We start from the raw sequence: 24,835 nt of genomic DNA on the forward strand, positions 1-24,835 counted from the left end.
CGCTAGACTGCGCAGGTAGACCAGCCACCGGACGGACCCGGCCATGCCGCGCAAAACCATCGACCTCCCCGAGCACTTTCTGTTCGAGACGCACTACGACGTGCTCTACACCGACGTCAACGCCGCCAATCACCTCGGCGCGGACCGCCTGCTGTCCATTGCCATGGAGGCGCAACTGCGTTTCATTCGCCAGCTCGGCCACGGTCAGGCCATCGCCTTTGAGGATGCCGGGCTGATCATGGCCCACGCGGAAACCGCGTACCTGGCCGAGGCGGATTACGGCGACCGGCTGCGGGTGGAACTCGGTGCGCGCGAAGTCGAGCCGAAGAGCTTCCAGTTCGTCTACCGCATCAGCAAAAACGACAACGGCGCGGAAGTGGCCAGGGTAGCCACCACACTGCTCTTTTTCGACTACCAGGCGCGCCGCGTAGTGCCCGTGCCCGAGGATTTCCGCGCCCGGGTGACCGGGGTGCCGGAGGAACCGCCATGGCGTGGATGACCCTGACCCTGTCACTCGGCGGCCTCGGGCTGCTCCTGCTGGGCATGGCCATGATGACCGATGGTCTGAAAGCCGCCGCCGGCAACTCACTGCAGGGGTTTCTCGAACGCTCCACCCGCACGCGGCTGCGCGCGGCACTCGCGGGCTTCGGCATTACCGCGCTGGTGCAGTCCTCCAGCGCAGTGATCGTCGCCACGCTGGGGTTCACCAACGCCGGCATGCTGCGCCTCAAGCAGGCCGCCTGGGTAGTCTTCGGCAGCAACGTGGGCACCACCATGACAGCGTGGATCGTGGCCCTGATCGGCCTGCGTATCAAGGTGGAGGTGGTTGCGCTGCCGCTGATTGGCGTGGGCATGCTGCTCAAGCTGTTTGGCGATAACCGGCGAGCGGCGCATATCGGCATCGCGCTGGCGGGCTTCGGACTGCTGTTTCTCGGCCTGGGCATGCTGCGCGATGCCTTTATCGATGTGGCCGACTGGATTCCGATCGAACGCCTCGGCGCTTCGGGTGTGCTGGGCATCGTCCTCGGGGTCGTATTCGGCGCCCTGCTGACGGCGCTGATCCAGTCATCCTCCGCGGCGCTGGCCATTGTGCTGACGGCATCTGTCACCGGCGTGCTTACGCCCTTGCTGGGCGCCTCGCTGGTGATCGGCGCCAATATCGGCACCACGGCAACCAGCCTGCTGGCCAGCATCGGCGCCACGGCAAACGCCCGCCGGCTGGCACTGGTGCATGTGACCGAGAAAATGTTCACGGGGGTGATTGCGCTGATCCTGCTCGGCCCCCTGTGGTGGATATCCGAACAGCTTTCCGGCGGCGCCGACGGGCGCACCAATATCAGTACCGGGCTGGCCCTGTTCCATACCCTGTTCAACCTGCTGGGGCTGGCGCTGATGTGGCTGCTGGCAGACCGGCTGCTGCGCCTCGTGGAGCGCTGGGTGAAGCAACCCGAACTGAGCTCCGAGCGCTTGCGCTACCTCGACGACACGGTACTCGCATTACCCGCGATGGGCGTGAATGCCATGCACTCCGAAATCAAGCGCGTGTTCAAGCAGCTGCTTTCGCGGGGGCGCATTATCATCGACCCGGACCGGGAGCCGGCGCCGGAGGAAACCATCCACACCGGGGTACTGCTCGCGGCCATCGCCGACTACGGCAATCGCATCGGCGCCCAGCACCTTAACAACGGGCTCTCCGAGCAGTTTCTCAACCTGAACTGGGCGCGCGAGGAATGCATGCAGTTGCGTGATCTCTTTCTGGAACTTGCGGAATTCCCCCAGACCGATATCAACGCCGCCCTGACGCCGGCCCTGCAGGAGGCGCTACTCGGACTCATGCGCAGCGGCGAGCTGAAACAGTTGACCCTGGAGGAGCGGCGGGCACAGCTGCAAACCGTCAAACGCCTGCGGCGGCAGCGCCGGGCGGAGCTGCTGGAGCAGATTGGCAACGGGCTGCTGCCCGCCCCGGAGGCGACCCGCCGCCTGCATGTGGTGGCCCTGTTCGAGGACGCCGCCAAACACATCCTGCATATTGCCGAGGTGATTTACCCGCAGCTCGCCGCGGACGCCGGGGAGAGCGCCGACACCCCCATCGCAGCGACCTGAATCACGGCGCGCAGCAGGTTCAAGTATTTACGCCACCTCGCAGGGCCTGCCGGGAAGCATGGCCACGACCGGGTTTTTGCGGCCCAATAGGTCACCATTGCCCATGACAACCCATCGACAGAGTGCCCCGAACGATGCGCTTCCTCGCCATATCCTGCCTCACCGCCTGCCTGCTGGCGGGTATCGCCCATGCCGCGCCCGTCAGCGAACAGCGCCTGCTCGCCGCCGGCAGCGATGTGGACAACTGGCTGAGCTATGGCCGCGACTACAGCGAACAGCGCTATACACCTCTGGACCAGATCAACGCCGGGAACGTCTCCGGGCTGGGCATGGCCTGGTATTTCGAAACCGACACGCACCTCGGCCTGCAGTCCACCCCGCTGGCGATTGACGGGGTGCTGTACTTCAGCGGCGCCTGGAACACGGTGTACGCCGTCGATGGTGCCACCGGCCAGATGCTCTGGACCTTCGATCCAGAGGTGCCGCGCAGCAAAAGCATCACTGCCTGCTGTGGCGTGCTGAACCGCGGGCTAGCCGCCTGGGAAGATCTGCTGTACATCGGCACGCTCGACGGGCGCCTGATTGCCATTGAACGCGCCACCGGCACCCTGCGCTGGTCGGCCCAGACCACCGACCCCAACCAGGCCTACTCCATTACCGGCGCGCCGCGTGTCGCCCGGGGCAAGGTGTTTATCGGCAACGGCGGCTCCGAATTCGGCACGCGGGGATTCGTCAGCGCCTACGATGCCGCCAGCGGCGAACTGGCCTGGCGCTTCTACACGGTACCCGGCAACCCGGCTGACGGCTTCGAGAATGACGCCATGGCGCGCGCCGCCGCCACCTGGAGCGGCGAGTGGTGGCGCTACGGCGGCGGCGGCACAGTGTGGGACAGTATCGTCTACGACCCGGAGTTCAACCAACTCTACCTGGGGGTGGGCAACGGCGCGCCGCACAACCGGCGCATTCGCAGCCCTGGGGGCGGCGACAATCTCTACCTCGCCTCCATCGTGGCGCTGAACCCGGACACCGGCGAGTACCTGTGGCACTACCAGCAGGTGCCGGGCGACACCTGGGACTACACCGCCAGCCAGCAAATGACCCTGGCGGAAATCCCCTGGCAGGGCGAGCAGCGCAAGGTCATCCTGCATGCGCCGAAGGCGGGCTTCGTCTACATCGTCGACCGTGCAACGGGCAAACTGCTGTCTGCAGAGCCCTACACGACCGTCACCTGGGCCAGCGGCTACGACCTGGATACCGGTCGCCCACAGGAAAATCCGGGGCAGGACTATGACGGTGAGCCGGCCATGGTGTTCCCCTCGGCCATGGGCGGACATAACTGGCACCCCATGGCCTACAGCCCGGATACCGGACTGCTGTACATCCCGGAGCTGGACATGGGCATGGAGTTCAACGAGATTGATGCCGTTGACTACCAGCACCTGCGCCGGCACTACAACACCGGCTATGAATTGAGCGGCAAAGCCTACTCACAGGCCTTTACCCAGGCCATGCTCAGCCACTTGCCCAAGGCCCATCTACTGGCCTGGGATCCGGTACGCCAGCAAGCGGCCTGGAAACTCCCCCACCCCTACACGCACAACGGCGGCGTGCTGGCCACCGGCGGCAACCTGGTGTTCCAGGGTACCTCGGACGGCCGCTTTATCGCCGTGCGCGCAGACAATGGCGAATTGCTCTGGTCCTTCCCCACGGAAACCAGCGTGATGGCAGGTCCCATCAGCTACCGCGTCAATGGCGAGCAATACATCGCCGTCACGGCAGGTCGCGGCGGTGCATTGATGATGAACATGGGCAGGAGCTACCCGACCGGCAACCCCAACAACCGTCTGCTGGCATTCAGGCTGGGTGCCTCGGGCTCGCTGCCCGCGACCCCGGTCGCGGAGCGTCCCCTGCCTCCGCCCATGCCGGAGGCCAGCGACGAGCAGATCGCCGAGGGTCGGAACCTGTTCAACCGCTTCTGCGCGCGCTGCCACGGCGCCGATGTGGTGGGGGATGGTTCCATTCCAGACCTGCGCTACCTGGCGCCGGTCTGGCATGAGAACTTCGCCAGCGTAGTCCTGGATGGCCTGATGGAGCAGGCCGGAATGCCGCGCTTCGACGATGTGCTCGACAACGCACAGGTCGATAACATCCACGCCTACGTCATCGCACGGGCCCATGAGGATCACGCCCTGCGGACCGATCAGGGTTGGCTGGCACGCGCACGCAGTTACCTGATCGACAGCGCGGCACAGCTGGCAGCCTGGCTGGTCAGGCGGGACGCAGCGGCAGACTGACCACCTCGCGCAAAGAGACCTGGTTCACACCCAGCGGGTTACACGTTGTTACAGCTGCGCCACTGTCGTATCCTCGCACGCTCGGCGAGATGGTGGCTCCATCCTGAAATCTTCACGTAGCACAATCCGGTTCCCCTTCGGTTGGCCGGCCCTGGCGGGGCCGTTGCTACTTGCCTGCCTGTGGGCGCTACCAGGCTTCGCGCTGAACCCCGATCGCCTGCCCAGTCAATACCTCTTCGACCGCTTCGGGCGCGATGAGGGACTGCCCTCGGACACCGTGTGGGTAGCCCGGTCCGACGGCGAGGGCTTCCTCTGGCTGGGCACCAAAAACGGTCTGGCACGCTTCGACGGCGTCAGGTTCACGCTGTTCAACAAGCTCAATCAACCCGCTTTCCGCTCCAACGATGTTCGCGACATCGAAATTCTCGCCGACGGCAGCCTCTGGCTGGCGACCTACGGCGGCGGCGCACTGCATTATGCAGACGGCACATTCACGGCCTACACCACCGACGAGGGCCTCGCCGACAATATTGTGCACGACATCCTGCCGGCCGCTGACGGCACACTCTGGTTTGCCACCAGTCAGGGGCTCTCGCGCCTGCGCGGAAACGAAATGCGCAGCTGGACGCAACACGACGGCCTGGTGGACAACCGCACGTTCCGTCTGCTGGAGGAGCCCGGGGGCGCCATCTGGGTGAGCACGCTGACCAACGGCCTGAGCCGTTTCGACGGCACGGTATTCACCAATTTCACCGAAGGCAGCGGCCTCGACTCTACCCAGGTTCACTTGCTCCACCAGGATCCAAAACTGGGCCTGATTGCCGCCACCGCGGCGGGCTCTACCTACCGCCTGACCACATCCGGCCCCGTGCCCCACGAAAACACGGCGCTGCAAACCGGGATGATCCTCCACTCGGCGCTGCGCGATGTGCACGGCAATCTCTGGCTGGGTACTTATGGGGACGGCCTCTGGCGTGTGAGGAAAAACGGTACGCTGGAAGCCTTTCCGCTGGCCACACAGCAACCGGGTTATGTCTTCGAGCTGTCAGAGGACGCCGAGGGCAATATTTGGGCGGCGACCCAGCACGGCGTACATCGCCTGCGCGACAGCGACTTCCTCCAATTCGGCCCCGCTGAAGGCCTGGCCGCCGCCACCTTTGTGGTGACACAGAGCCCGGTGGACGGCAGCATCTGGGCCGGCACCGAGGGTAGCGGACTATTTCGACTCGGCGCCGATCACAGCGTAACGCAGTACACCAGCGCCCAGGGACTCTCCAACGACAACGTGTCCTCACTGCTGGCCGACTCCGACGGCTCGCTCTGGGTGGGCACCTTCGGCGGCGGGTTGAATCATCTGCAACGCGATGGCTCGATAACGTACTACGGCAAGGAGGACGGGCTGCCCAATGTGCATGTGATGGGCATGCAACGCGATGCCAGCGGCCGGCTCTGGGTGGTCACCGATGGCGGCCTGGTCTGGCTGGACCCCGACAGCGGGCGCTTCATTGAACGTCCCGATCTGCCTGCCACCCTGCTGCGGGAGATTCGCGCCGATTCACGCGGCCGCCTCTGGCTTACCAGTAATAGCGGCCTGCTCCAGATCACCGACAACAGCTATCAACTCTGGTCAGAGGCCGATGGCCTGGGCAGCAATCTGGTCAGCACCACCTACACCGACGCCAACGGTGTCGTCTGGATCGGCAGCCGGGAATCCGGTCTTGCCCGGCTCGATGGCGACCAGCTGTTCCAGTTCACACTGGAGCATGGAATGCCGCAGTTGTCGGTACTGGCCATACTCGAGGACGATGCCGGCTGCTTGTGGATGAGCGGGGCAGATGGGCTGGTTGCCGTCGAGCGCGCCGCGCTGGATGCGGTGGCTCGGGGTGAGTCTCGCCGGGTGCGCGCCCGTCTCTACGACGAGACCGACGGCCTGCGCTCGGCCCAGTTCCTGGGCGGTTTCCAGCCGGCCGGCTGGAAGGCCGAGGACGGGCGACTGTGGTTTCCCTCCAACCTTGGACTGGTCGCTGTGGTGCCCAGGGACTTCAGCACACTGGCCGCTCCCGCGCCGCCGCAGATCGAGGAAATTCGCGTCAACGGTGAACCGGTACCCATCGCCGACCCGCTATTGCTGCCAGCCGAAGCGGCCACGTTGGAAGTGGACTACACGGTGCCGCGGCTGGGCGCTCCACATACCCTGCGCTTCGAGTACCTGCTGGAAGGCTTTGATCGCGACTGGCACAGGGTGGGCGGACGTCGCACCGCCTACTTTACCGGCCTGCCACCCGGATCAATGACGCTGCGGGTAGCCGCGTCCAACCACGATGCAGCACAGGACGCCTCCCCGCGAGGCGCGGAAACGCGCCTGGCGATCTATCGCGCACCCTACTGGTACCAGACATGGTGGTTCCTGATGCTGGGCACCATTCTGGCCCTGCTGCTCATCCACCGGCTATACCGCCGGGCCATTCGCCGCGCAGTGGTGCGTGAGCGGCAACTGGAGATGCTGGTCAACCGGCGCACCCGTGAGCTGCAGATCGCCTTGTCCAAGGTGCAGGAAATCTCACGCATCGACAGCCTCACCGGCCTCGCCAACCGGCGCTTCCTCGATGAGAACCTCGACAGCACCTGGGCCCAGTGTGCGGCACAGCACGCGCCGGTCAGCATCATCATGCTGGATATCGACTGCTTCAAACAGTACAACGATGCCGCTGGCCATATTGCCGGCGACGAGTGCCTGCGCAAGGTCGCCGAGGCGCTGCAGTCTGACGTATTACGCGACGAGGATCTCGTCGCCCGCTATGGCGGCGAGGAATTTCTCGCCCTGCTGCCGGGCGCCGATTCCGCCGCCGTCACGCAGGTGGCACAGCGCATTCGCTCACTGGTCCGGGAACTGAAGATTCCCCACCCCAACAGCCCGGTTGCTGAATACCTGACGGTGAGCGTCGGCGGCGCTACCGCCTGGCCCGCCGAAAAAGGCACCCCGGACGAGCTGATCCAGCGCGCTGACCAGGCCCTCTATGCGGCCAAAGCCGCGGGACGCGACCGTGTGCGCATCGAGGAAAGCAACGGTCAGATCCGGTAGCAGGGTCGGTAGTCGAACTCGCCCTCACCGAGTTTCATGCGCTTCTCCCTGACCAGCAGGCGCAGCAGCCGATCCATGGCCTGCATCAAGCCCGCTTCGCCGTTCAACTGGTACGGACCGTGCAGGGCCACCTGCTCGATACCAAAGGCCTTTACATTACCGGCGACCAGGCCGGAAAACGCGCAGCGCAGCTGGCTGGCCAGTTCATGTGGCGGCAGGGCACTGCGCAGATCCAGTGCCGCCATGTGTTCGTGCGTAGGCACAAAGGGGCGCTGCAGATCCGGCGCAATCACCAGTTCCCAATTGAAATAATAGGCCTGTTGCAGTTTGCGCCGGCGGACATGCTGGGCCTGCACCGCCGCGCGCACGGCGGCACCGACCTCGTCGGGAGCGCCCAGGATGATCTGGTAGTAGTCGCGCACCCGCTCACCCAGGCAGGCGACGAGGAAGCGCTCCAACTCGCTGAAATACTCGGCACAGTGGCGGGGTCCCGCAAAGACCAGTGGCAGGCTCTGTGCGTTGTCCGGATGCATGAGAATGGACAGCAGGTAGAGCACTTCCTCCACCGTACCGACGCCACCCGGGAACACCACAATCGCGTGTGCCAGACGAACAAAAGCCTCCAGCCGCTTTTCGATGTCGGGCATGATGACCAGTTCATTGACGATGGCATTGGGCGACTCGGAAGCGATGATGCCCGGCTCACTGATGCCGATGTAGCGCCCCGACTTGATCTGCTGCTTGGCGTGGCCCACGGCGGCCCCTTTCATCGGGCCCTTCATGGCGCCGATGCCGCAGCCTGTGACGATGTCCAGGCCGCGCAATCCCAAGGCATACCCAACAGCCTTGGCGTAGTCATACTCCTCGCGGGGAATGGCATGGCCGCCCCAACAGACCACCAGTCGCGGCTGCTCATTCGGGCGCACAACGTCGGCATTGCGCAGAATACGGAACACCTCATCGGTGGGGTCGGCAGCACCCGCCAGAGGCCCCGCATCGCGGGAAATGGCGGTGTAGACAATATCCCGCAGCGCCGCGAACAGGTGCTCCCGCAAGCCACGAATCATGCGCCCGTCGACAAAGGCCTGGGCAGGCGCGTTGAACAGCTCGAGGCGCAGGCCGCGAGGCTGGGGGACAAACTGCAGGTCAAAATCCGAGAAGTCGGCGTAGATCTGTGCCGCATCGTCCTTGTCGCTGTCAGTATTGAGAATGGCCAGCGCGCAGCGCCGGTACAACTCGAACAGTTCTCCCCGAGTGGTTGTGAAGGCCTCGATTTCCGCCTGCGAAAGCAGGTTCAGCGAGTGAATCGGGTTGACAATCGTGTGCGCGCGTTTGCTCACCTCATTGACCTTCCGGGAAATCACTCCAGTCCCGGGCGAGTGGCACTTCCAGGCTATTGTCCCCGGCGCGCAGCGGCTGCCCCACCATCTCATCGTAGGCGCTCTGGTGGCGCAGAAACAGCGCCGGCAGGGGCACGCCGGCGAGGCGCTGCTTCATTTCCGTCACATTGCGCGTGCGCAACGGCTTGCCGTCGGCTTCGGTGACCAGCAGCGGCTCTGCGCCGAAATCGGCGTAGGCGAGGTAGATACTGAAGTCCAGCGAATGAATGACAACGCGGGTCAGGCCCACACTGTGTTGCAACTGTTGCAGCGTGATTTTCACGGTATTTCCCTTCCTGTCGAAGTGCGGCGACGTTGCTACGTTAACCCGATTGTGCATAAACTTGAACTGACCCGCCGAGGGTCAGCAGAACACAACAATAACAAAGCATAACGCAGGAGCTGGAATGATCGTTTCCGCACGCCCCTCGGGGCACCCCCTCTGGCGTGTGGCGCTGATCGCCAGCGCGCTGCCCTTTTCCACTGCGGTGCAGGCACAGCTCGAAGAGGTGATCGTCACCGCCCAGAAACGCGCTGAGTCTGTGCAGGATGTCCCCATTGCCATCACCGCCTTCGATGAAAACGCGCTGCGCAGCAAGCAGATCAACGGCTTCGCCGACATGCGTTTCACCGCCCCCAACGTCACCTTCAACAAGGGCAACTTCACCGGCAACAACTTCCAGATTCGCGGCGTGGGCACCAACCTCGTCGCGGCCTCGGCGGACGCCGGCGTGGGGGTACACGTCAATGAAGTGCCGCTGATTTCGCCACGGCTGTTCGAAACCGAGTACTACGATATCGAACAGGTCGCCGTATTGCGCGGGCCGCAGGGTACGCTGTATGGACGCAACTCCACGGGCGGCGCCGCGAACATGGTGACCCGGCCAGCCGGTCTCGATGGCCGGGAAGGCAACCTGGAGGTGCAATACGGCAACTATGACCACAAGAAGCTCAGCGGCGCGGTGAATATTCCCCTGGCTGACAGCCTGGCCCTGCGCTTCGCCGGGCTGTGGCTGGACCGGGAGGGCTACACCGACAACGTATTCAATGGCAGCGATGTCGATGGCCGGGACCAGGTGTCATTGCGCGCATCCCTGCGCTGGCTGCCGACAGACACCACCCAGGTCGACCTGATGCTGTCCTGGTTCGACGAGGACAGCACCCGCACACGCAGCCAGAAGACGCTCTGTCACAATGACCCCAGCGGGGTTATGGGCTGCCTGCCGGATCGCCTGGACTTCGATGTCCCCAACCCCTCGTCACAGCTCTCGAACATTCTGGCATCCAACGCGCTTCTGGGGCCGCTGGGGGCGTTCACGCTGGGCTCCAATATACGCGGTGAGGTGCCACGGGACCTGCGCAAAGTCGCCAGTGAACGGGCACCCGTGTACAAGGCAGATGAAACGCTGCTCACGCTGAATATCGCACAGGAACTGGGTGACTACACCGTGAGCTTTGTCGGCGGCTATCAGGATACCACGGTCCTGTCGCAAATGGATTACCAGTGGACGGTGGCAGGCGCTTTCCCCATCCCGGCGCTGCTGCCTGTAGTCGCGCCCACGGCGGCGGCCACGCTCTACGCCGATGGCCTCTGGCCCATCTCTGCGCCCTCGCGCAACGCCACCGGCAGCGTGGGGGGCCATGTCGATTCCTTCAGCCCCGGCCTGGAAGCCTACGACCAATCCAACCAGTCCTCCGAGCAGGTGTCCGCAGAGCTGCGCCTGCAGTCAGACCTCGACGGGCCGCTGAATTTCCTCATCGGCGGCTTCTGGATGGACGTCGACCTCGATAACCAGTACTGGGTCTTCTCCTCCGGCTTCGACTATTTTGCCAGCGTCTTTCCGGCAGCCGCACTCGGCCTCGACGGGCTGGGCTGGGTCGGGCCACAGTTCAACAACGAAACCGGCGAGTATGGCATCCGCTCACAGGCGCTGTTCGGCGAAATCTACTACGCACTGACCGACACCCTGAAACTGACACTGGGTGCGCGCTATACACAGGACAAAAAAACCATTGAGGATCGACAGATCCTGTTCAACAACGACCCGGTGACCGGCGCGCCGGTGCTGCAGCCACTGGGAGCAGACCTCCCCATCCCCACCGCGACACGCCGCGAGAGCAATGACTGGAAGGAAGCCACGGGGCGTATTGTGCTCGACTGGTCGGTCACCGCCGACACACTGGCCTACGTCTCACTGTCCCGCGGCTACAAGGGTGGCGGCTTCAATCCTCCCTTTGACCCGGTGCAGTTCCCCAGCCAGGAACCGAACTTCGAACCGGAGTTTGTCGACGCGCTGGAAGTCGGCACCAAGAACACGCTGCTGGATAACACCCTGCAGGCAAACTTCAGTGCCTTCCTCTACGACTACACCGACATGCAGGTCTCCAAGATCGTCAACCGCACCTCCTTTAACGAGAACACGGATGCACAGATCTGGGGGGGTGAGGCAGAGTTCGTGTTTGCACCCAGCGCCAGCTGGGTGCTGAACGCCAACCTCGCCTACCTCAACACCGAGGTAAAGGACTTCGAAAGCTTCGATACCCGCGACCCCACCGCGGGGCGCAGCGATGTCACCCTGCTCAAGGACCTGACCAACGCCTCCAACTGTGTCGCGCTGCTGCCGCCGGACGTATACGCCGCGCAGTTTGGCTCACCGTTCACCCGCTGCAGTGCGCTGGCGGCGGCCGGTGTGCCGATTACCGATGGCATTGCGCAGAACCTTGATGGAAACCACCTGCAGAACGCCCCGGAGTGGTCACTGAGTGTTGGCGCGCAGTACAACCTGGCCTTTGCCGACAGCAGCGCACTGGCATTGCGCGTCGACTACTACTGGCAGGACGCCATGTATGCACGGCTGTTCAACCGCCCCATCGACCGCATTGACGCCTGGGACGTCTGGAACGCACAGGCCACCTACACGGCAGCCGACGGCCGGTGGTATGCCAGGGCCTACATCAAGAACATCACCGATGACGATCACCTGGTGGCCATGTACGTCACCGACCCGTCCTCCGGCCTGTTCACCAATGCGTTTTCCATCGAGCCGCGAACCTTTGGCCTGGCACTGGGTTACAACTTCTAGCTGCGGCAGGTACGGGCAGCCAGCGGGGGAATTCTGCTACCATCGTGACAACGGATTTTCACGGTCGCTGCCCCCATGCCCAGACTACTGATCTATCTTATCGCTGTTCCGGTCGTTCTCGTGCTGGCGGCAGCTGCGCTGCTGCCGGTGTTTCTGGATGAGGCGCGGCTGATACGGCTCGCCACCGAAACCCTGGAGCAGCGCAGCGGCGCCAGGCTGGAGGTCCGGGGCGACGCGGGCCTCTCCCTGCTGCCACGACTGTCGCTGCAGCTGGAGGATACGGTGCTGCGCTTGCCAGAGGAGCAACAGCCTGAAATCAGCGTGCAGCAGCTGTCGGTGGAGGTGTTCCTGTGGCCACTGCTGTCGCGGGAGGTGGCGATCAAGGGCATCAGCCTCACGGGGCTCAAGGTCATCGTGCCCGCCTCGGAGTCCGCGCCCGCCAGCTCGACCCTGGCCCTCAGCGATGCCGAGCTGGAAGCATTCTACGCGCAGCGCCGGCAAGCCCTGCGCGCGGCTGCTGAAGCCGGTGCCGGCGCGGCGCTGGGTCTGCCGCTGGCCCTGAACATTGCCAATCTGTCGCTCGATAATGCGCGCGTGCAGCTGCTGCAAGCCGATGGCGCGGCACCGCAGGAGATCACGATTTCATCCATGACTGCCAGCGACATCAACCTCGAGGGCCGCCCCGCGGCACTCAACCTCGCCCTGCAGCTCGCCGGCGAGCGCCCTGTCGACGTCACGCTCACCGCAGGCTTTACACTCAGCGCCGACCAGAGCGCAGCCGACGTCGAGGAGCTGACCATCACGCTCGCCGGCGCCACGCCGGAACCCGTGGTGCTGCAGACCAGCGGCACCATCACCCTGAATACCCAGCGCGCCGAACTCGCGCTGGAGCTGACCAGCGGTGAGATTCAGGGCACGGGTACGCTGGTCTACAGCAGCTTCGAGAGTCCGCAGATCGACGCCCAGCTGCGTCTCAACCTGCTGGACCCGGCACTACTGCTGCTCGCCGGGCCGGAGGCTGCGACCACAACGCCAGACAGCGCGGGAAGCGGTGACGATGCATTGCCCCTGGACGCCATCCGTCTGGCGGACACCCGGGCCGACCTGCGTGTCGAGCGCGCCATCCTGGGGCCACACGCCATCGACAACCTGCGCCTGCGCCTGCGGGCAGCCGAGGGCGTGCTCAAGATTGACACCATCACCGGCACACTGCACGGCGGCGCATTGAACGCCACCGCCACCCTGGACGCCCACCGGGCAACCGCCGTGTTGTCCTCCCGCGGTGAACTGACTGGGCTGGACACCGTGCAGCTGCTCGCAGCGTTGGAGTCAGAGCCACTGCTCTCCGGCCTCGCGGACGCAGGCTGGGACCTGCAAAGCCGCGGCAATACCAGCACTGCGCTGGTTCAGAACCTCGAGGGGCCGCTCAACCTGACCACACGCAATGTGGTGCTGGAGCAGTTCGGGGTCGAGCGGATGCTGTGTGAAGTGGTCGCCCAGGTCAATCAGGCAACACTGGCGACCGAGCTGCCGCAACAGAGCACCTTCCAGGACCTGAGTGCCCGCGTGACGCTGGGCGAGGGCAAGGCGCGGCTGGATCCCCTGCAGGCCGATCTGGCACACATGGCACTGCGCGGCACGGGGAACCTGCAGCTCGACAGCTACGCATTCAACGCCGAGTTCCGCGCGCGCCTCTCACCGACACTGGGCGAGCTTGATCCTGCCTGCCGGGTGAACGAACGCCTCACGGCCATCAGCTGGCCGGTGCTGTGTAGCGGCTCACTGGGTGACAGCCCCGCCAGCTGGTGCCGCGTCGACAGCAAGGAGATCCTCGCGTCACTGACCCGCAACGAGCTGGAGCGCAAAGCCAAGGAAGAAGGCGGGCGCTTCCTGCAGCGCCTGTTCAAGGGCAAGGACTGATTTCACGCAGCGCGCAGTGCCCGTCCCAGGCGGCGGCTGCCCAGCACCTCGGTGAAGTCGCCGTCCTGCCACACGGGCTCACCGTGAATCAGCACCCGCGTCACCACGCCATCTGAGCGGTTTACCATCTGCTTGTGGTCAAACAGCTCGCGGTGAATAAAAGCGCGGTGATCGTTGCTGTCCCACCCCTGCAGGGCCGTCGGATCCAGCATGGTGATATCGGCCTGTGCACCGATCTCGAGGCTGCCGACGTCCAGGCCGAAAAATGCCGCGGGCTCGCGGGTCAGGCGCCGCACCATGGCGGCCACGGTACCGAGCCCCTCCGCCTGGGCCAGCTTCAGCGACATCAGGTTGCCGTCAAAGAATGCCATATTGGTCAGGTGGGCACCGGAATCGTTGAAGCCGGGCAGGGCACTGGGATGCAGCAGATAACCCAGCGTGGCACGGTTGTCCTTGTTGCCGACATCCACCCACCAGCGGAACGACTTGTCGTATTCACGCAGCAGATGCAGCATGAAATCGACCTCATCCTCTGTGGGTGAGGGAAATTTGGCGAAGGCCTCCCGCTCTGCCTCGGACCGGGCCTCCGCAGCCTGGCCGCGCTGCACGCGCCGCAAACGGTCGAACACCTGCTGCATGCTTTCGCCGTCCCAGTCCGCGACCGGCGCACCGTCGAAGATCATGCGCTCCAGGTCGCGAATCACCAGCTTGTCGGGGAGCCCCAGCTTCGCCTTCAGGCGCGCCAGATTGCGTCCCTTGCGGCCGTGCTCCCAATCGCGGCGGAACTCCTCCACGAAGGCCGGATCGTCCAGCAGCGCGCGGCGGCCGGCGACGTCGTCATACTCCTTCGCAATCAGTTTGCAGGTGGAAGGCAGTTCCTCGAATACCGGGCTGACGATACCGTCCGACCAGAGACGGAAATTGGTGCCCAACGCCTGAAAATGGATGCGCCCCTTCAGCAATGAACTGTTGATAAGCCTGGAGAGGCCCAGAAAGGCATTGGACGCCTTGGGCGCCAGCACGAACTCCATCACCGACAACGCAGACGTTTTCAGTGGCTTGCCGAACAGGCGCCCACTGCTGAACAGAAAATACAGCAGGCCCTTCACCCGGTTCTCGATCAATGGCGTGGTCTGCCATACCCTGCCGCGCCGCCGCACAACACCCAGCAGGCGCTTGAGCTCGCTGTAACCCGCGAATTGCGTGGGAATGCGCTGGTCCGTGTGGGGTTCGTTGGCCAGGTAATGGAACGGCAGACCATCGGTGCTCAAGCCCAGATAGCCCTGCTCCATGGCTGTGTCCAGCAGGTTTTCCATGCGGCTCAGCTCGGCCGCCGTGGGTTTGCGACTGATGCTGTCCTGCAGCCCCATCACTTCGACACGCAGCATGGAATGGGGCACAAAAGCACCAATGTTCGGGCCCAGTGCGAGATTGTCAAAGTGATCCATGTAGTCCCCGGTGTTGTCCCAGGTGATCGCCTCAACGCATTTACTGAGGACTTTCTTCGGGATGTTCTCCACGCGGGTAAAACAGTCGACAATCGGGTTCTGGTCCTCCTCCACCTGCTGACCGAAGCAGGTACCCAGGCTGCAGTTGCCTACCAGCACCGTGGTGGTGCCGTGGCGAACCACCTCAGGCAGCCGCGGGTCCAGATCCACCTCCAGATCGAGGTGCGTGTGGATATCGAGCAGGCCGGGCATCAACCACTGACCGCTGCCGTCGATGACGCGGCCGGCCTCAGCCCGTGGCAGACCGGCCCCGCGCGCCGCTATCCTGCCGTCGCGAATGGCGATATCCAGTACCTGCGGCGCGTCGCCGCTACCGTCAAACACCAGTGCGTCAGTGATCAGTGTGTCCCAGGTTGTGCTCATGCTGTTCGTTCTCCATGGCTGTGTGCTGGTGTTATTGAGTCAGGCGTCAATCTGCCATCCGCCGGCGGTGCAGTAAAGCGCTTCCGCACTGCGGTGGCAGGACCGCATCGGGCAGAATCGCGACTTGCCAAATTAATAAGCCGGCTTATAATAAACAAACCTATTAACGGCGGGAGCCTGACGTGAGCCGCGCGCGCAACGACGCCACCGACCAGCTCAGCTTTGAGCTGCACACCACGGCGCGCCTGCTGCGGCGCAATTACGACCGCCGCGCCCGCGCCCACGGCCTGACCCGCGCCAAGTGGCAGGTGTTGTGGTCGCTGTCGCGGGAACAGGGGGTAAAACAGGCCGAGCTCGCCGAGCGACTGGATGTTGCCCCCATCAGTCTTACGCGTCAGCTGGATGTGCTTGAGCAGGAGGGCCTGCTGGAGCGCCGCCGCGACGAGCAGGATAGACGCTGCTTTCGCATCTACCTGACCGATGCCGCGCAGCCGGCACTGACCACACTGCGCGAGCTGGCGGAAATGACCCGCGGTGAGGCGCTGGCGGGGCTCAGCTATGAAGAGATCGTGCAGTTGAAATCACTGCTGGAGCGCATTCGCCTGAACCTGGGCAGAGAGGAGTAGAGCCACTGTGTCACCGCTATTGCAAAGACGTCTGCTGATGGGTGCAGGGCTGGTCGCCGGCGGGTTGGCGGTTGCCTGGTTCCTGCTCGGTGGGCAGGGCAGCATCAGCACCGAGAACGCCTACGTCAAGGCCAACAAGCTGGCGCTGTCCAGTGAGGTGAATGCCATCGTCAAAGCGGTGCTGGTACAGCCCAATCAGCCGGTCGAGGCGGGACAGCTGCTGGTGCAGCTGGAGGACCAACCGTTCCAGCTTGCGGTGGCGGAAGCCGAGGCACACCTCGCGCAGGTGAAAAACCAGATCATGGTGCGACGCGCCGACTACGCCGAAGTCGAGGCCGAACTGCGCCAGGCCGAGGAAGATGCGGCGTTTTACCAACGTCAGCTGGCGCGCAACCAGCGCATGGGACCGTCGGCGATTTCCGAAGCCGACCTCGACGAGTCACGGCAAAAGCTGGCGCGCTCACAGGCCCAGATCGCCATCAACCGGCAGAAGCTGGCAGGCCTGCGTGCCGCACTGGGCGGCAACCCCGACACCCCCCTTGAGGCCCAGGCCGACATACAGGTCGCACAGGCGCAGTTGGACCGCGCGCGCTATCAGCTGTCCCGCACCCGCATCACCGCACCCACCGCGGGCACCGTCGCCAACGAGGTGCCCCAACTGGGCGAAATGACCATGGCGGGCTTTGCCGTGGTCACCCTGATGGCGACCGACGACATCTGGATTGAAGCCAATCTCAAGGAAACGCAACTGACCCACGTGCGTCCCGGCCAGACCGCCGAGGTGACCATCGACGCCTACCCCGGGCAGGTATTGCGAGCGCGGGTCGACACCCTGAGCCCGGCCAGTGGATCAGAATTCGCGATGATTCCGGCGCAGAACGCCAGCGGCAACTGGGTCAAGGTCGTGCAGCGGATTCCCGTGCGCCTGCGACTGGAAACCAGGCCGGAGGACGCCGTACTGCGCGCCGGCATGAGCGCCGAGGTGCGTATTGCGACGGAGAGCCCCACACCGCTGGCCAGTGCAGGTGTGAGTGCCGCTCCCGGCGCCAACCAGGTGGCTGCCAGCCCCCTGTGAGTCCGCGCACCGCAGCACCCTGGCTGGTGGCCGCCAGCGTCATGCCGGCCACCATTATCCAGGTGGTGGATACCACGATCGCCAATGTGGCACTGCCGCACATGCAGGGCAGCCTTGGCGCAAGCAGCGATCAGGTCATCTGGATCCTGACCTCGTACATTGTGACCGCGGCAATCATGACCCTTCCGGTGGGCTACATGGCCCAGCGCTTCGGCCGCCGCTCGGTGCTGCTCTGGTCGGTTGCCGGCTTCACACTCACGTCCATGCTCTGTGGCCAGGCCACCAGCCTGAATGAAATGGTCATCTGGCGCATTGCCCAGGGCGCCTTTGGAGCGTCCCTGGCACCGCTGTCGCAGTCCATCCTGCTGGACACCTTCCCCAAGGAAAAACACGCCTCTGCCATGAGCATCTGGGGCATGGGCATCATGATAGGTCCGATCCTGGGCCCCACCCTGGGGGGCTGGCTCACCGACAGCTACTCCTGGCGCTACGTGTTCTACATCAACGTGCCGCTGGGCGTCGCGTCGCTGATCGGCATTTACTGCTTCGTGCCCAAAACCCCGACCGTAGAGAAGCGCTTCGACCTGCTCGGCTTCGGCCTGCTGGCAGTGGCCGTGGGTGCGCTGCAATTGCTGCTGGACCGCGGCGAGCACGTGCTCTGGTTTGAGTCGCTGGAAATACAGCTTTACGCGGTGATGATCGGCCTTGGGCTGTATCTGTTCACGGTGCACACCCTCACCAGCGACCAGCGTTTTGTGTCGCCGGCGCTGTTCCGGGACCGCAATTACGTGACCGGTGTGCTGTTCATTTTCCTGGTGGGGATTGTACTGCTGGCCACCATGGCCCTGCTGCCGCCCTTTCTGCAGATCTGGAAGGGTTACCCGGCGGTCACCACCGGGCTGGTGCTGATGCCTCGCGGCGTGGGGACGATGCTCGGCATGATGGTAGTGGCGCGGCTGATGCGCCACTTCGACCCACGCATCCTGATCATCCTCGGCATGTGCACGGCCAGCGCCACACTGGCCGAGATGGCGCGCTTCACCATGGAAGTGGGGCAAACCACCCTGGCCATTACCGGCTTCGTGCAGGGGCTCGGACTGGGGCTGGTGTTCATCCCGACCACCACCCTGGCGTACGCGACCCTTGCCCCGCATCTACGTGATGAGGGCGCAGCCCTGTTCAGCCTGTCACGTAACCTGGGCAGCAGTATCGGTGTCTCCATGATCATGGCATTATTGAGCCGTAATATGTGGATCAACCAGCAGGAGCTGGCCTCGCGATTGAGACCGGGTTCGATGCTGCCGCAAGGCCTGGGCGATCCGTCCGCGCTGGCGGCGTTGCCCGGCGAGCTGATCGCCACCGTCAGCCGGCAGGCCGCCGAGATCGCCTACGTGAACGATTTTCATCTGCTCATGTGGGTCAACCTGGCAGCCATCCCGATGGTGCTCCTGCTACGCGTTCCGAAAGACCTGCATGAGGCCAGCGCTCCGGCCACGGAGGCCTGAGCCCGGAGAGAGTTCCCCAGATGAGCAGCACCGGCACTACCCCCGCCCTTGAGCATACCTTTGCCGACCTGCCCGAGCGCTTTTACCAGGCGCTTGCTCCCACGCCGGTGGCGGCACCGCAGGCAATCCGCGTCAACGAAGGTCTCGCCCGACACCTGGGCCTGGATCCCGACTGGCTGAACTCTGCTGCAGGCACTGAATGGCTGGCCGGGAACACCGTCGCAGCAGCGTCACGCCCCCTGGCAGCGGCCTACGCGGGCCATCAGTTCGGCGGTTTCAATCCGCAGCTCGGCGATGGACGCGCCATACTGTTGGGCGAATTGCGGGATGCACAGGGCAGGCTCTTTGACCTGCAGCTGAAAGGTGCCGGCCCTACCCGCTGGTCGCGCGGTGGGGACGGGCGCTCGCCGCTGGGCCCGGTCCTGCGCGAGTATCTGGTCAGTGAGGCCATGGCCGCTCTGGGTGTGCCCACTACCCGGGCGCTGGCCGCGGTCAGCAGCGGCGAGACCGTCATGCGCGACCGCCCGCTGCCCGGGGCCATTCTGGCGCGGGTTGCCAGCAGCCACCTGCGCATTGGCAGCGTGGAGTATTTTTCGGCGCGCAAGGACACGGAAGCCCTGCAGCTGCTGGTCGACTACGCGCTGCAGCGCCATTTCCCGGCACGGGCCGACACGGACAATCCCGCGCTGGCCCTGCTCAACGCGGTGCTACAGGCACAGGCACAACTGGTCTCCCAGTGGCAACTGCTGGGCTTTATTCACGGAGTCATGAACACCGACAACATGCTGCTCTGTGGGGAAACCATCGACTACGGACCCTGCGCGTTCATGGACGCCTTTAACCCGGATACTGTCTTCAGCTCCATTGACCACGCGGGTCGCTACGCCTACCGCAACCAGCCCGGCATCGCGCACTGGAACCTGGCTTCTCTGGCCCAGGCTCTGGTGCCTGTGCTGCACAGCGATCCAGAACAGGCGGTGGCACTGGCACAGGCCGCGGTCGACACCTTCAGCGACCGCTTTCTTGCAGCCCACACCGAAGGCCTGAACGCGAAACTGGGGCTCACCGGGCAACAGGCGGATGACGCAGGGCTCATCGAGCAGCTCTACGCGCTGATGGCGGAGGAAGCCACCGACTTCACCCTCACCTTCCGCCGCCTGGCCGACCTCGCTAACCCGGAGCCCGGCAACCCGCAGGATATTGGCGACCTGTACACCCTGCCTCCGGCGTTCGATGCATGGCTGGCGCAGTGGCAGTCACGACTGGCGCGCGAACCGGGCGACCCGCGCGCGCGGCAGGCGGCCATGTACCGGGCCAACCCGGTATTCATCCCGCGCAACCACCTGGTTGAAGCGGCACTGACTGCGGCCACGGATCACGGGGATTTCGCACCCTTTCACGCCCTGGTCCAGCGACTCGCACGGCCGGGGCAATGGGACCCCGAGGACAGACACCTGGCCATGCCGCCCGAGGCCGGCCAGCGCGTGCACCAGACCTTCTGCGGCACCTGAGCGCCCTGCGGCCGCTGGCAGCCAAGGCGCGGTGCACCGCGTTTCGACTCGGCTCGGGCAAGGCAGTATAATGCTCGCTTCGCCCAGTCCACGCCTCGAGTGACGCCTTGAACACGCAATTTTTCGGCAAGACCCTTTCCGGTCCCTTCACGATTCCATCCGGCATCGTGACCACCGCAACCTCGATCATCCAGTATGTGTTCGACCATATGCCGGAAGTGGGCGTGGTCACGACCAAGAGTATCGGCCTGGCACCGCGGCTCGGGAACCGGGAGCCCGTGCTGAGCCAGTACGCACCGGGCTGCTTCGTGAACGCCGTCGGGCTGACCAACCCCGGCGCCCACGAGTCAGTGGCGCTGCTGGGGCAGCTGCGCGTACCCGCGGATCGCTTTCTGCTCACCTCCATCTTTGGCGGCAGCCTGGAGGAATTCGTCGAAGTCGCGAAGTTACTCGCGCCGGTTTCCGACGGCCTGGAGCTGAACCTGTCCTGCCCCCACGCCAAGGGCTACGGTATGGCCATGGGGCAGGATCCGGAGATGGTGCGCGCCATCACCGCGGCGGTAAAGGCCGTGGTTGATATTCCGGTCATCCCGAAGCTGACTCCCAATACCCCGAATATCGCCGAAATTGCCCGGGCCGCTGCCGAGGGCGGGGCTGACGCACTCTGCGCCATTAACACCCTGGGGCCGGGCTACACCTCGTCACACGGCCATCCGGTGTTGAGCAACGGCGCCGGCGGCATGTCGGGCAAGGGGGTGCTGCCCATCGCCCTGAAATGTGTGCGCGAGGTGATCGCCGCGACCGGACTGCCCGTCATCGGCTGTGGGGGCGCGAGCAGCGCGGAGGACGTGCGTGCCTTTTTCGACGCCGGCGCCAGCGTGGTTGGCGTGGGCTCTGCACTGGTGGGCATGACCACCGGCGACATGCAGGCGTACTTCAGCACCCTGCAGCGCGATCTGGACCACAACAGCGACCGGGCCGAAAGTCTGGTGCGCTATGACATTGACATGCAGTTCCGCCCGGTCTCATTGGTCAGCAATGAGCGGGTGTGTAGCGACATTGCCATCCTCACCTTCGACCGCAAGGTCAACGTGCAGGCCGGGGAATTCATTTTCCTGTGGATTCCGGGCCTGGGCGAGAAACCGTTCTCGGCACTGACCGATGACCCCTTCTCTCTGGTGGTCATCGACCTGGGCGAGTTTACCCACGCACTGATGGACCTGCCTGTGGGCACGGAAGCCTACGTGCGCGGGCCGCACGGTGTGCCGGTGGAGCCTCCGGATGACGCGCGCATCATGGCAGTGGCAGGCGGGACCGGGCTGGCCGCCGTCTACCAGATTGCCCGGGATTTCGGCAACGCCGAGATATTTGTCGGGGCGCGCAGCGACGACCGGCTGTACTTCCTCGATGAATGCGCGCAGATTGCAGAGCTGCACGTGGCCACCGACGACGGCAGCGCCGGCTACCACGGCCGCGTCACCGAGTTGCTGCGCGAGCGACTGAGCAGCATGCCCGCGGAGGACAGGGATGCGCTGGTGTTCTACAACTGCGGCCCGGAACCCATGGTGCACGCCGCTGAGGCGGTACAACGCGAGTTCTGCCAACCGGGGCAGATTTTCAGTGCCATCGACTACCTCACCAAGTGCGGGGTGGGGATTTGCGGAGCCTGCGCCGCGCCGGACGGCCGCCGCGGCTGTGTCGACGGCCCATTTCTCTAGGAGCGAATTGTGTATCAGTACCAGACACTCACTACCCAGGTTGAAGATCGGGTTTGCACCCTCACCCTGAACCGTCCTGACCAGTTGAACGCGTTCACCGTCGAGATGGCCAACGAGCTTATCGATTTCTTCACGCGCGCCAGCGATGATGACGACATCGGCGCCATTGTCGTGACCGGCGCCGGCCGCGCCTTTTGCGCCGGCATGGACCTTTCACCCGACGGCAACACCTTTGGCCTGAACGAAACGCTGACGCCTACACTTGAAGACGTGCGCGAGCGCGCTGACGACCCAGAGATTATCGACGGTGTGCGCGACACCGGCGGCCGGGTCACACTGGCGATTTTCGACTGCAAGAAGCCGGTGATCGGCGCCATCAACGGCGCTGCGGTGGGCATTGGCGCGACCATGACCCTGGCGATGGATATCCGCCTGGCCTCCGACCGTGCGCGCATCGGCTTTGTCTTCGGCAAGCTCGGCATTGTCCCCGAAGCCTGCTCAAGCTGGTTCCTGCCGCGGATTGTCGGTATTCAGCAGGCGCTGGAATGGGTCTACACCGCAGACATCTTCGATGCGCAGGAAGCCATGAGCGGCCGCCTGGTGAAGGCAGTCTATACACCCGATGAACTGCTACCGGCGGCGCGCGCGCTCGCGCAGCGCATCATCACCAACCGTTCACCGGTGGCCATCGCCCTGGCCAGACAGATGCTGTACCGGAATGCGGCAGCGGAGCACCCGCGTGTGGCGCACGAAGTGGACTCCATCGCCATGTTCTATACCAGCCTGGAGGACGGCAAAGAAGGCGTCGCCAGCTTCCGTGAAAAGCGCGACCCCAACTTCAGCGGCAAAGCGTCCGCCATGCCCGCCTTCTACCCCTGGTGGTAACGCAGGGCGCTGCTGCGCCCCTGGGCCTGATCGTAGACGCCGATCAGGAAACCGTTGATGCACTCTCCGAGCTGCTTGCCGCAAAGGGTTTCAGCACCCTGCACTGCGGCACCCTTGCCGAGGCCAGCGAAACCCTCGAGGTACATGCTGACGCTCTTGCGGTAGCCTTCATCGACCTGGACCTGCCTGACGGAGAAGGCCTCGAATTGCTGGGCAAGAACAGCCTGCTTCGGGACCATACCGATGTCGCCCTGATACATCGTCACGATGATCCCGCACGCACGCAGCGCGGTATCCGGGAGCAGGCGAGCTACTTCTTTCGCAAGCCACTGGACGCCGTATTCATCGGCGAACTGCTCGAGGATATCGGCCGGGAATGCGCGCAGAAAGCGACCGCAGGGGCCGCCGACGACAGCGTGGCTATCGACCAGTTCGGCATGCTGCGCGGAAACTCACCCGCGATGCGCAAGCTGTATCGGGTGGTGAGGAAGGTGGCGCCTTCCAATGCGACGGTACTCGTGGTGGGTGAAAGCGGCACCGGAAAGGAGCTGGCCGCACAGACCCTGCATCAAATGTCGGGGGTGGCAGGGCCCTTCGTCGCCATGAACTGCGGGGCTATCGCCAGCGAGCTGGCGGAAAGCGAACTTTTCGGCCACGAAAAAGGCAGCTTCAGCGGCGCTGAGCGACGTCATGCCGGCTACTTTGAACGGGCGGAGGGCGGCACGCTGCTACTCGACGAGGTGGGGGAGATGCCACTTGACCTGCAGGTCAAGCTGCTACGCGTACTGGAAACGGGCAAGTTTCGTCGCGTCGGCGGCACCGAGGACCTGTCGATGAACGTGCGCTTTGTTGCAGCAACCAACCGGGATCCGGAGGCGGCGATTCAAGAGGGCTTGCTGCGTGAAGACCTCTATTTCCGCATTGCGCAGTTCTGCCTGCGCATGCCGCCGCTGCGTGAACGCGACCGGGATATCGCAGGTCTGGCGCACGCGTTCCTGAACGAACTCAACACGGAACACGGTACAGCGAAGCGTTTCTCACCGGATGCCATCGTCGCCATTGAAGACTACGCCTGGCCGGGTAACGTGCGCGAGCTGAAAAGCGCCGTAGAGCGGGCTTTTATCCTCGCCGAAGACACGCTCGAGCCGCAGCACCTGCCCGAGGGCCAGATTGAGCAGGCCGGTGAATTCCTGCGCATATCCGTGGGAGAATCACTGCAGCAGACAGAGAAGCAGCAGATCCTCGCGACCATCGAGGCCTGCAAAGGCAACAAGAAAGCGGCTGCCGAGACGCTCGGTATCGCCTTGAAAACGCTCTATAACAAACTCAAGGAATACGAAAGGGACTGAGGCACCGGCGTCCGACCCGTCACGCCAGATTCTCTCGCAACAGCTCCTCACCGCGAGCCGTCAACACGAAGCCCTGCCTGTGCTTCACCCGGAACATGGCAGCCCAGGGCATCAGCACCGTGCCCCGCTGCGGCAGCGTGATTCGCGCGAAACGCACAATGCCCGCGGCCGGGTCGATCTGCAGCTCCGAGATAGTCCCCACTTCGGAACCACGGGCATCGTACACCCCGGCCCCCAGCAGCTTGGCGGATGGCATCGCCTGATCCATGCTTTCACCCTCTTGAAGTGTCACCCCTTGGAGGATGCACAATCCACACCAATATCGACCGGGCCAGCCTATCCACCGCATCAGCACCACGGAGCGGGTCGTCACGCGCCCCGGGCGGCGGGGTTCCTTTGTAAAAAGGTGCAAGACACGCGGTCATTTTTGCAAG

The 24,835-nt window shown here is 64.3% G+C and carries 17 protein-coding genes; 13 read left to right on the forward strand and 4 right to left on the reverse strand.

Annotated features, from left to right (window positions below; genetic code table 11):
* Window positions 1-43: 43 nt before the first annotated feature.
* From R3E49_RS01080 to R3E49_RS01095, 4 genes are all read left to right on the forward strand, one after another.
* Window positions 44-499 (forward strand): acyl-CoA thioesterase, encoded by a 456-nt coding sequence (locus R3E49_RS01080; protein WP_371293357.1) that lies wholly within the window; start codon window positions 44-46, stop codon window positions 497-499.
* Window positions 487-2,103: a Na/Pi cotransporter family protein gene (locus R3E49_RS01085; RefSeq protein ID WP_371293358.1), complete on the forward strand. Its 1,617-nt coding sequence runs from the start codon at window positions 487-489 to the stop codon at window positions 2,101-2,103. Before R3E49_RS01080 ends, R3E49_RS01085 begins: the two co-directional genes overlap by 13 nt.
* 122 nt (window positions 2,104-2,225) lie before the next feature.
* A complete protein-coding gene (locus R3E49_RS01090) occupies window positions 2,226-4,397 on the forward strand; it encodes a PQQ-dependent dehydrogenase, methanol/ethanol family (protein WP_371293359.1) in 2,172 nt (723 codons plus the stop codon).
* Window positions 4,398-4,560: 163 nt separating this feature from the next.
* Window positions 4,561-7,479, forward strand: a complete 2,919-nt coding sequence (locus tag R3E49_RS01095; protein ID WP_371293360.1) for a diguanylate cyclase domain-containing protein — start codon at window positions 4,561-4,563, stop codon at window positions 7,477-7,479.
* On the opposite strand, the gene ppnN is transcribed toward R3E49_RS01095, so the two are convergent.
* Together ppnN and R3E49_RS01105 are read right to left on the reverse strand one after the other, a co-directional pair.
* Complete coding sequence (gene ppnN / locus R3E49_RS01100; RefSeq protein WP_371293361.1) at window positions 7,467-8,819, reverse strand: nucleotide 5'-monophosphate nucleosidase PpnN; 1,353 nt, start codon at window positions 8,817-8,819, stop codon at window positions 7,467-7,469. The two genes, R3E49_RS01095 and ppnN, sit on opposite strands and share 13 nt — an antisense overlap.
* A 1-nt stretch (window position 8,820) precedes the next feature.
* Window positions 8,821-9,141 carry a DUF6482 family protein gene (locus R3E49_RS01105; RefSeq protein WP_371293362.1) on the reverse strand — a complete coding sequence of 107 codons (321 nt, stop codon included), beginning with the start codon at window positions 9,139-9,141 and terminating at the stop codon, window positions 8,821-8,823.
* Between the two features lie 124 nt (window positions 9,142-9,265).
* Between R3E49_RS01105 and R3E49_RS01110 the strand changes: the two genes are divergently transcribed.
* Window positions 9,266-11,941 (forward strand): TonB-dependent receptor, encoded by a 2,676-nt coding sequence (locus R3E49_RS01110; RefSeq protein ID WP_371293363.1) that lies wholly within the window; start codon window positions 9,266-9,268, stop codon window positions 11,939-11,941.
* A gap of 75 nt (window positions 11,942-12,016) precedes the next feature.
* On the forward strand, window positions 12,017-13,861 hold the full coding sequence (locus R3E49_RS01115; protein ID WP_371293364.1) for an AsmA family protein: 1,845 nt from the start codon (window positions 12,017-12,019) through the stop codon (window positions 13,859-13,861).
* A gap of 2 nt (window positions 13,862-13,863) precedes the next feature.
* On the opposite strand, the gene R3E49_RS01120 is transcribed toward R3E49_RS01115, so the two are convergent.
* A complete protein-coding gene (locus R3E49_RS01120) occupies window positions 13,864-15,732 on the reverse strand; it encodes an amidohydrolase family protein (RefSeq protein ID WP_371293365.1) in 1,869 nt (622 codons plus the stop codon).
* Window positions 15,733-15,914: 182 nt separating this feature from the next.
* Here R3E49_RS01120 and R3E49_RS01125 point away from each other — a divergent pair, with 182 nt between their 5' ends.
* The 7 genes from R3E49_RS01125 (at window position 15,915) to R3E49_RS01155 (ending at window position 24,401) form a co-directional block, all read left to right on the forward strand.
* Window positions 15,915-16,358, forward strand: coding sequence for a MarR family winged helix-turn-helix transcriptional regulator (locus R3E49_RS01125; protein ID WP_371293366.1), 444 nt, complete (start codon window positions 15,915-15,917; stop codon window positions 16,356-16,358).
* Window positions 16,359-16,365: 7 nt separating this feature from the next.
* Entirely contained in the window at window positions 16,366-17,433 is a 1,068-nt protein-coding gene (locus R3E49_RS01130; protein WP_371293367.1) for an HlyD family secretion protein, read from the forward strand.
* A complete protein-coding gene (locus tag R3E49_RS01135; protein ID WP_371293368.1) occupies window positions 17,430-18,938 on the forward strand; it encodes a DHA2 family efflux MFS transporter permease subunit in 1,509 nt (502 codons plus the stop codon). The genes R3E49_RS01130 and R3E49_RS01135 overlap by 4 nt, the downstream gene beginning before the upstream one ends.
* Window positions 18,939-18,958: 20 nt before the next feature.
* Window positions 18,959-20,449, forward strand: coding sequence for a YdiU family protein (locus R3E49_RS01140; protein WP_371293369.1), 1,491 nt, complete (start codon window positions 18,959-18,961; stop codon window positions 20,447-20,449).
* Between the two features lie 107 nt (window positions 20,450-20,556).
* A complete protein-coding gene (locus tag R3E49_RS01145; RefSeq protein ID WP_371293370.1) occupies window positions 20,557-22,167 on the forward strand; it encodes a tRNA-dihydrouridine synthase in 1,611 nt (536 codons plus the stop codon).
* Window positions 22,168-22,176: 9 nt separating this feature from the next.
* Window positions 22,177-23,052: a crotonase/enoyl-CoA hydratase family protein gene (locus R3E49_RS01150; RefSeq protein WP_371293371.1), complete on the forward strand. Its 876-nt coding sequence runs from the start codon at window positions 22,177-22,179 to the stop codon at window positions 23,050-23,052.
* Window positions 23,046-24,401, forward strand: a complete 1,356-nt coding sequence (locus R3E49_RS01155) for a sigma-54-dependent transcriptional regulator (RefSeq protein ID WP_371293372.1) — start codon at window positions 23,046-23,048, stop codon at window positions 24,399-24,401. Before R3E49_RS01150 ends, R3E49_RS01155 begins: the two co-directional genes overlap by 7 nt.
* Window positions 24,402-24,420: 19 nt before the next feature.
* On the opposite strand, the gene R3E49_RS01160 is transcribed toward R3E49_RS01155, so the two are convergent.
* Complete coding sequence (locus R3E49_RS01160; protein ID WP_371293373.1) at window positions 24,421-24,669, reverse strand: PRC-barrel domain-containing protein; 249 nt, start codon at window positions 24,667-24,669, stop codon at window positions 24,421-24,423.
* Between the last annotated feature and the right edge of the window lie 166 nt (window positions 24,670-24,835).

The organism is Haliea sp. (assembly GCF_041395985.1).
In the GTDB taxonomy this organism is placed as follows: domain Bacteria; phylum Pseudomonadota; class Gammaproteobacteria; order Pseudomonadales; family Halieaceae; genus Haliea.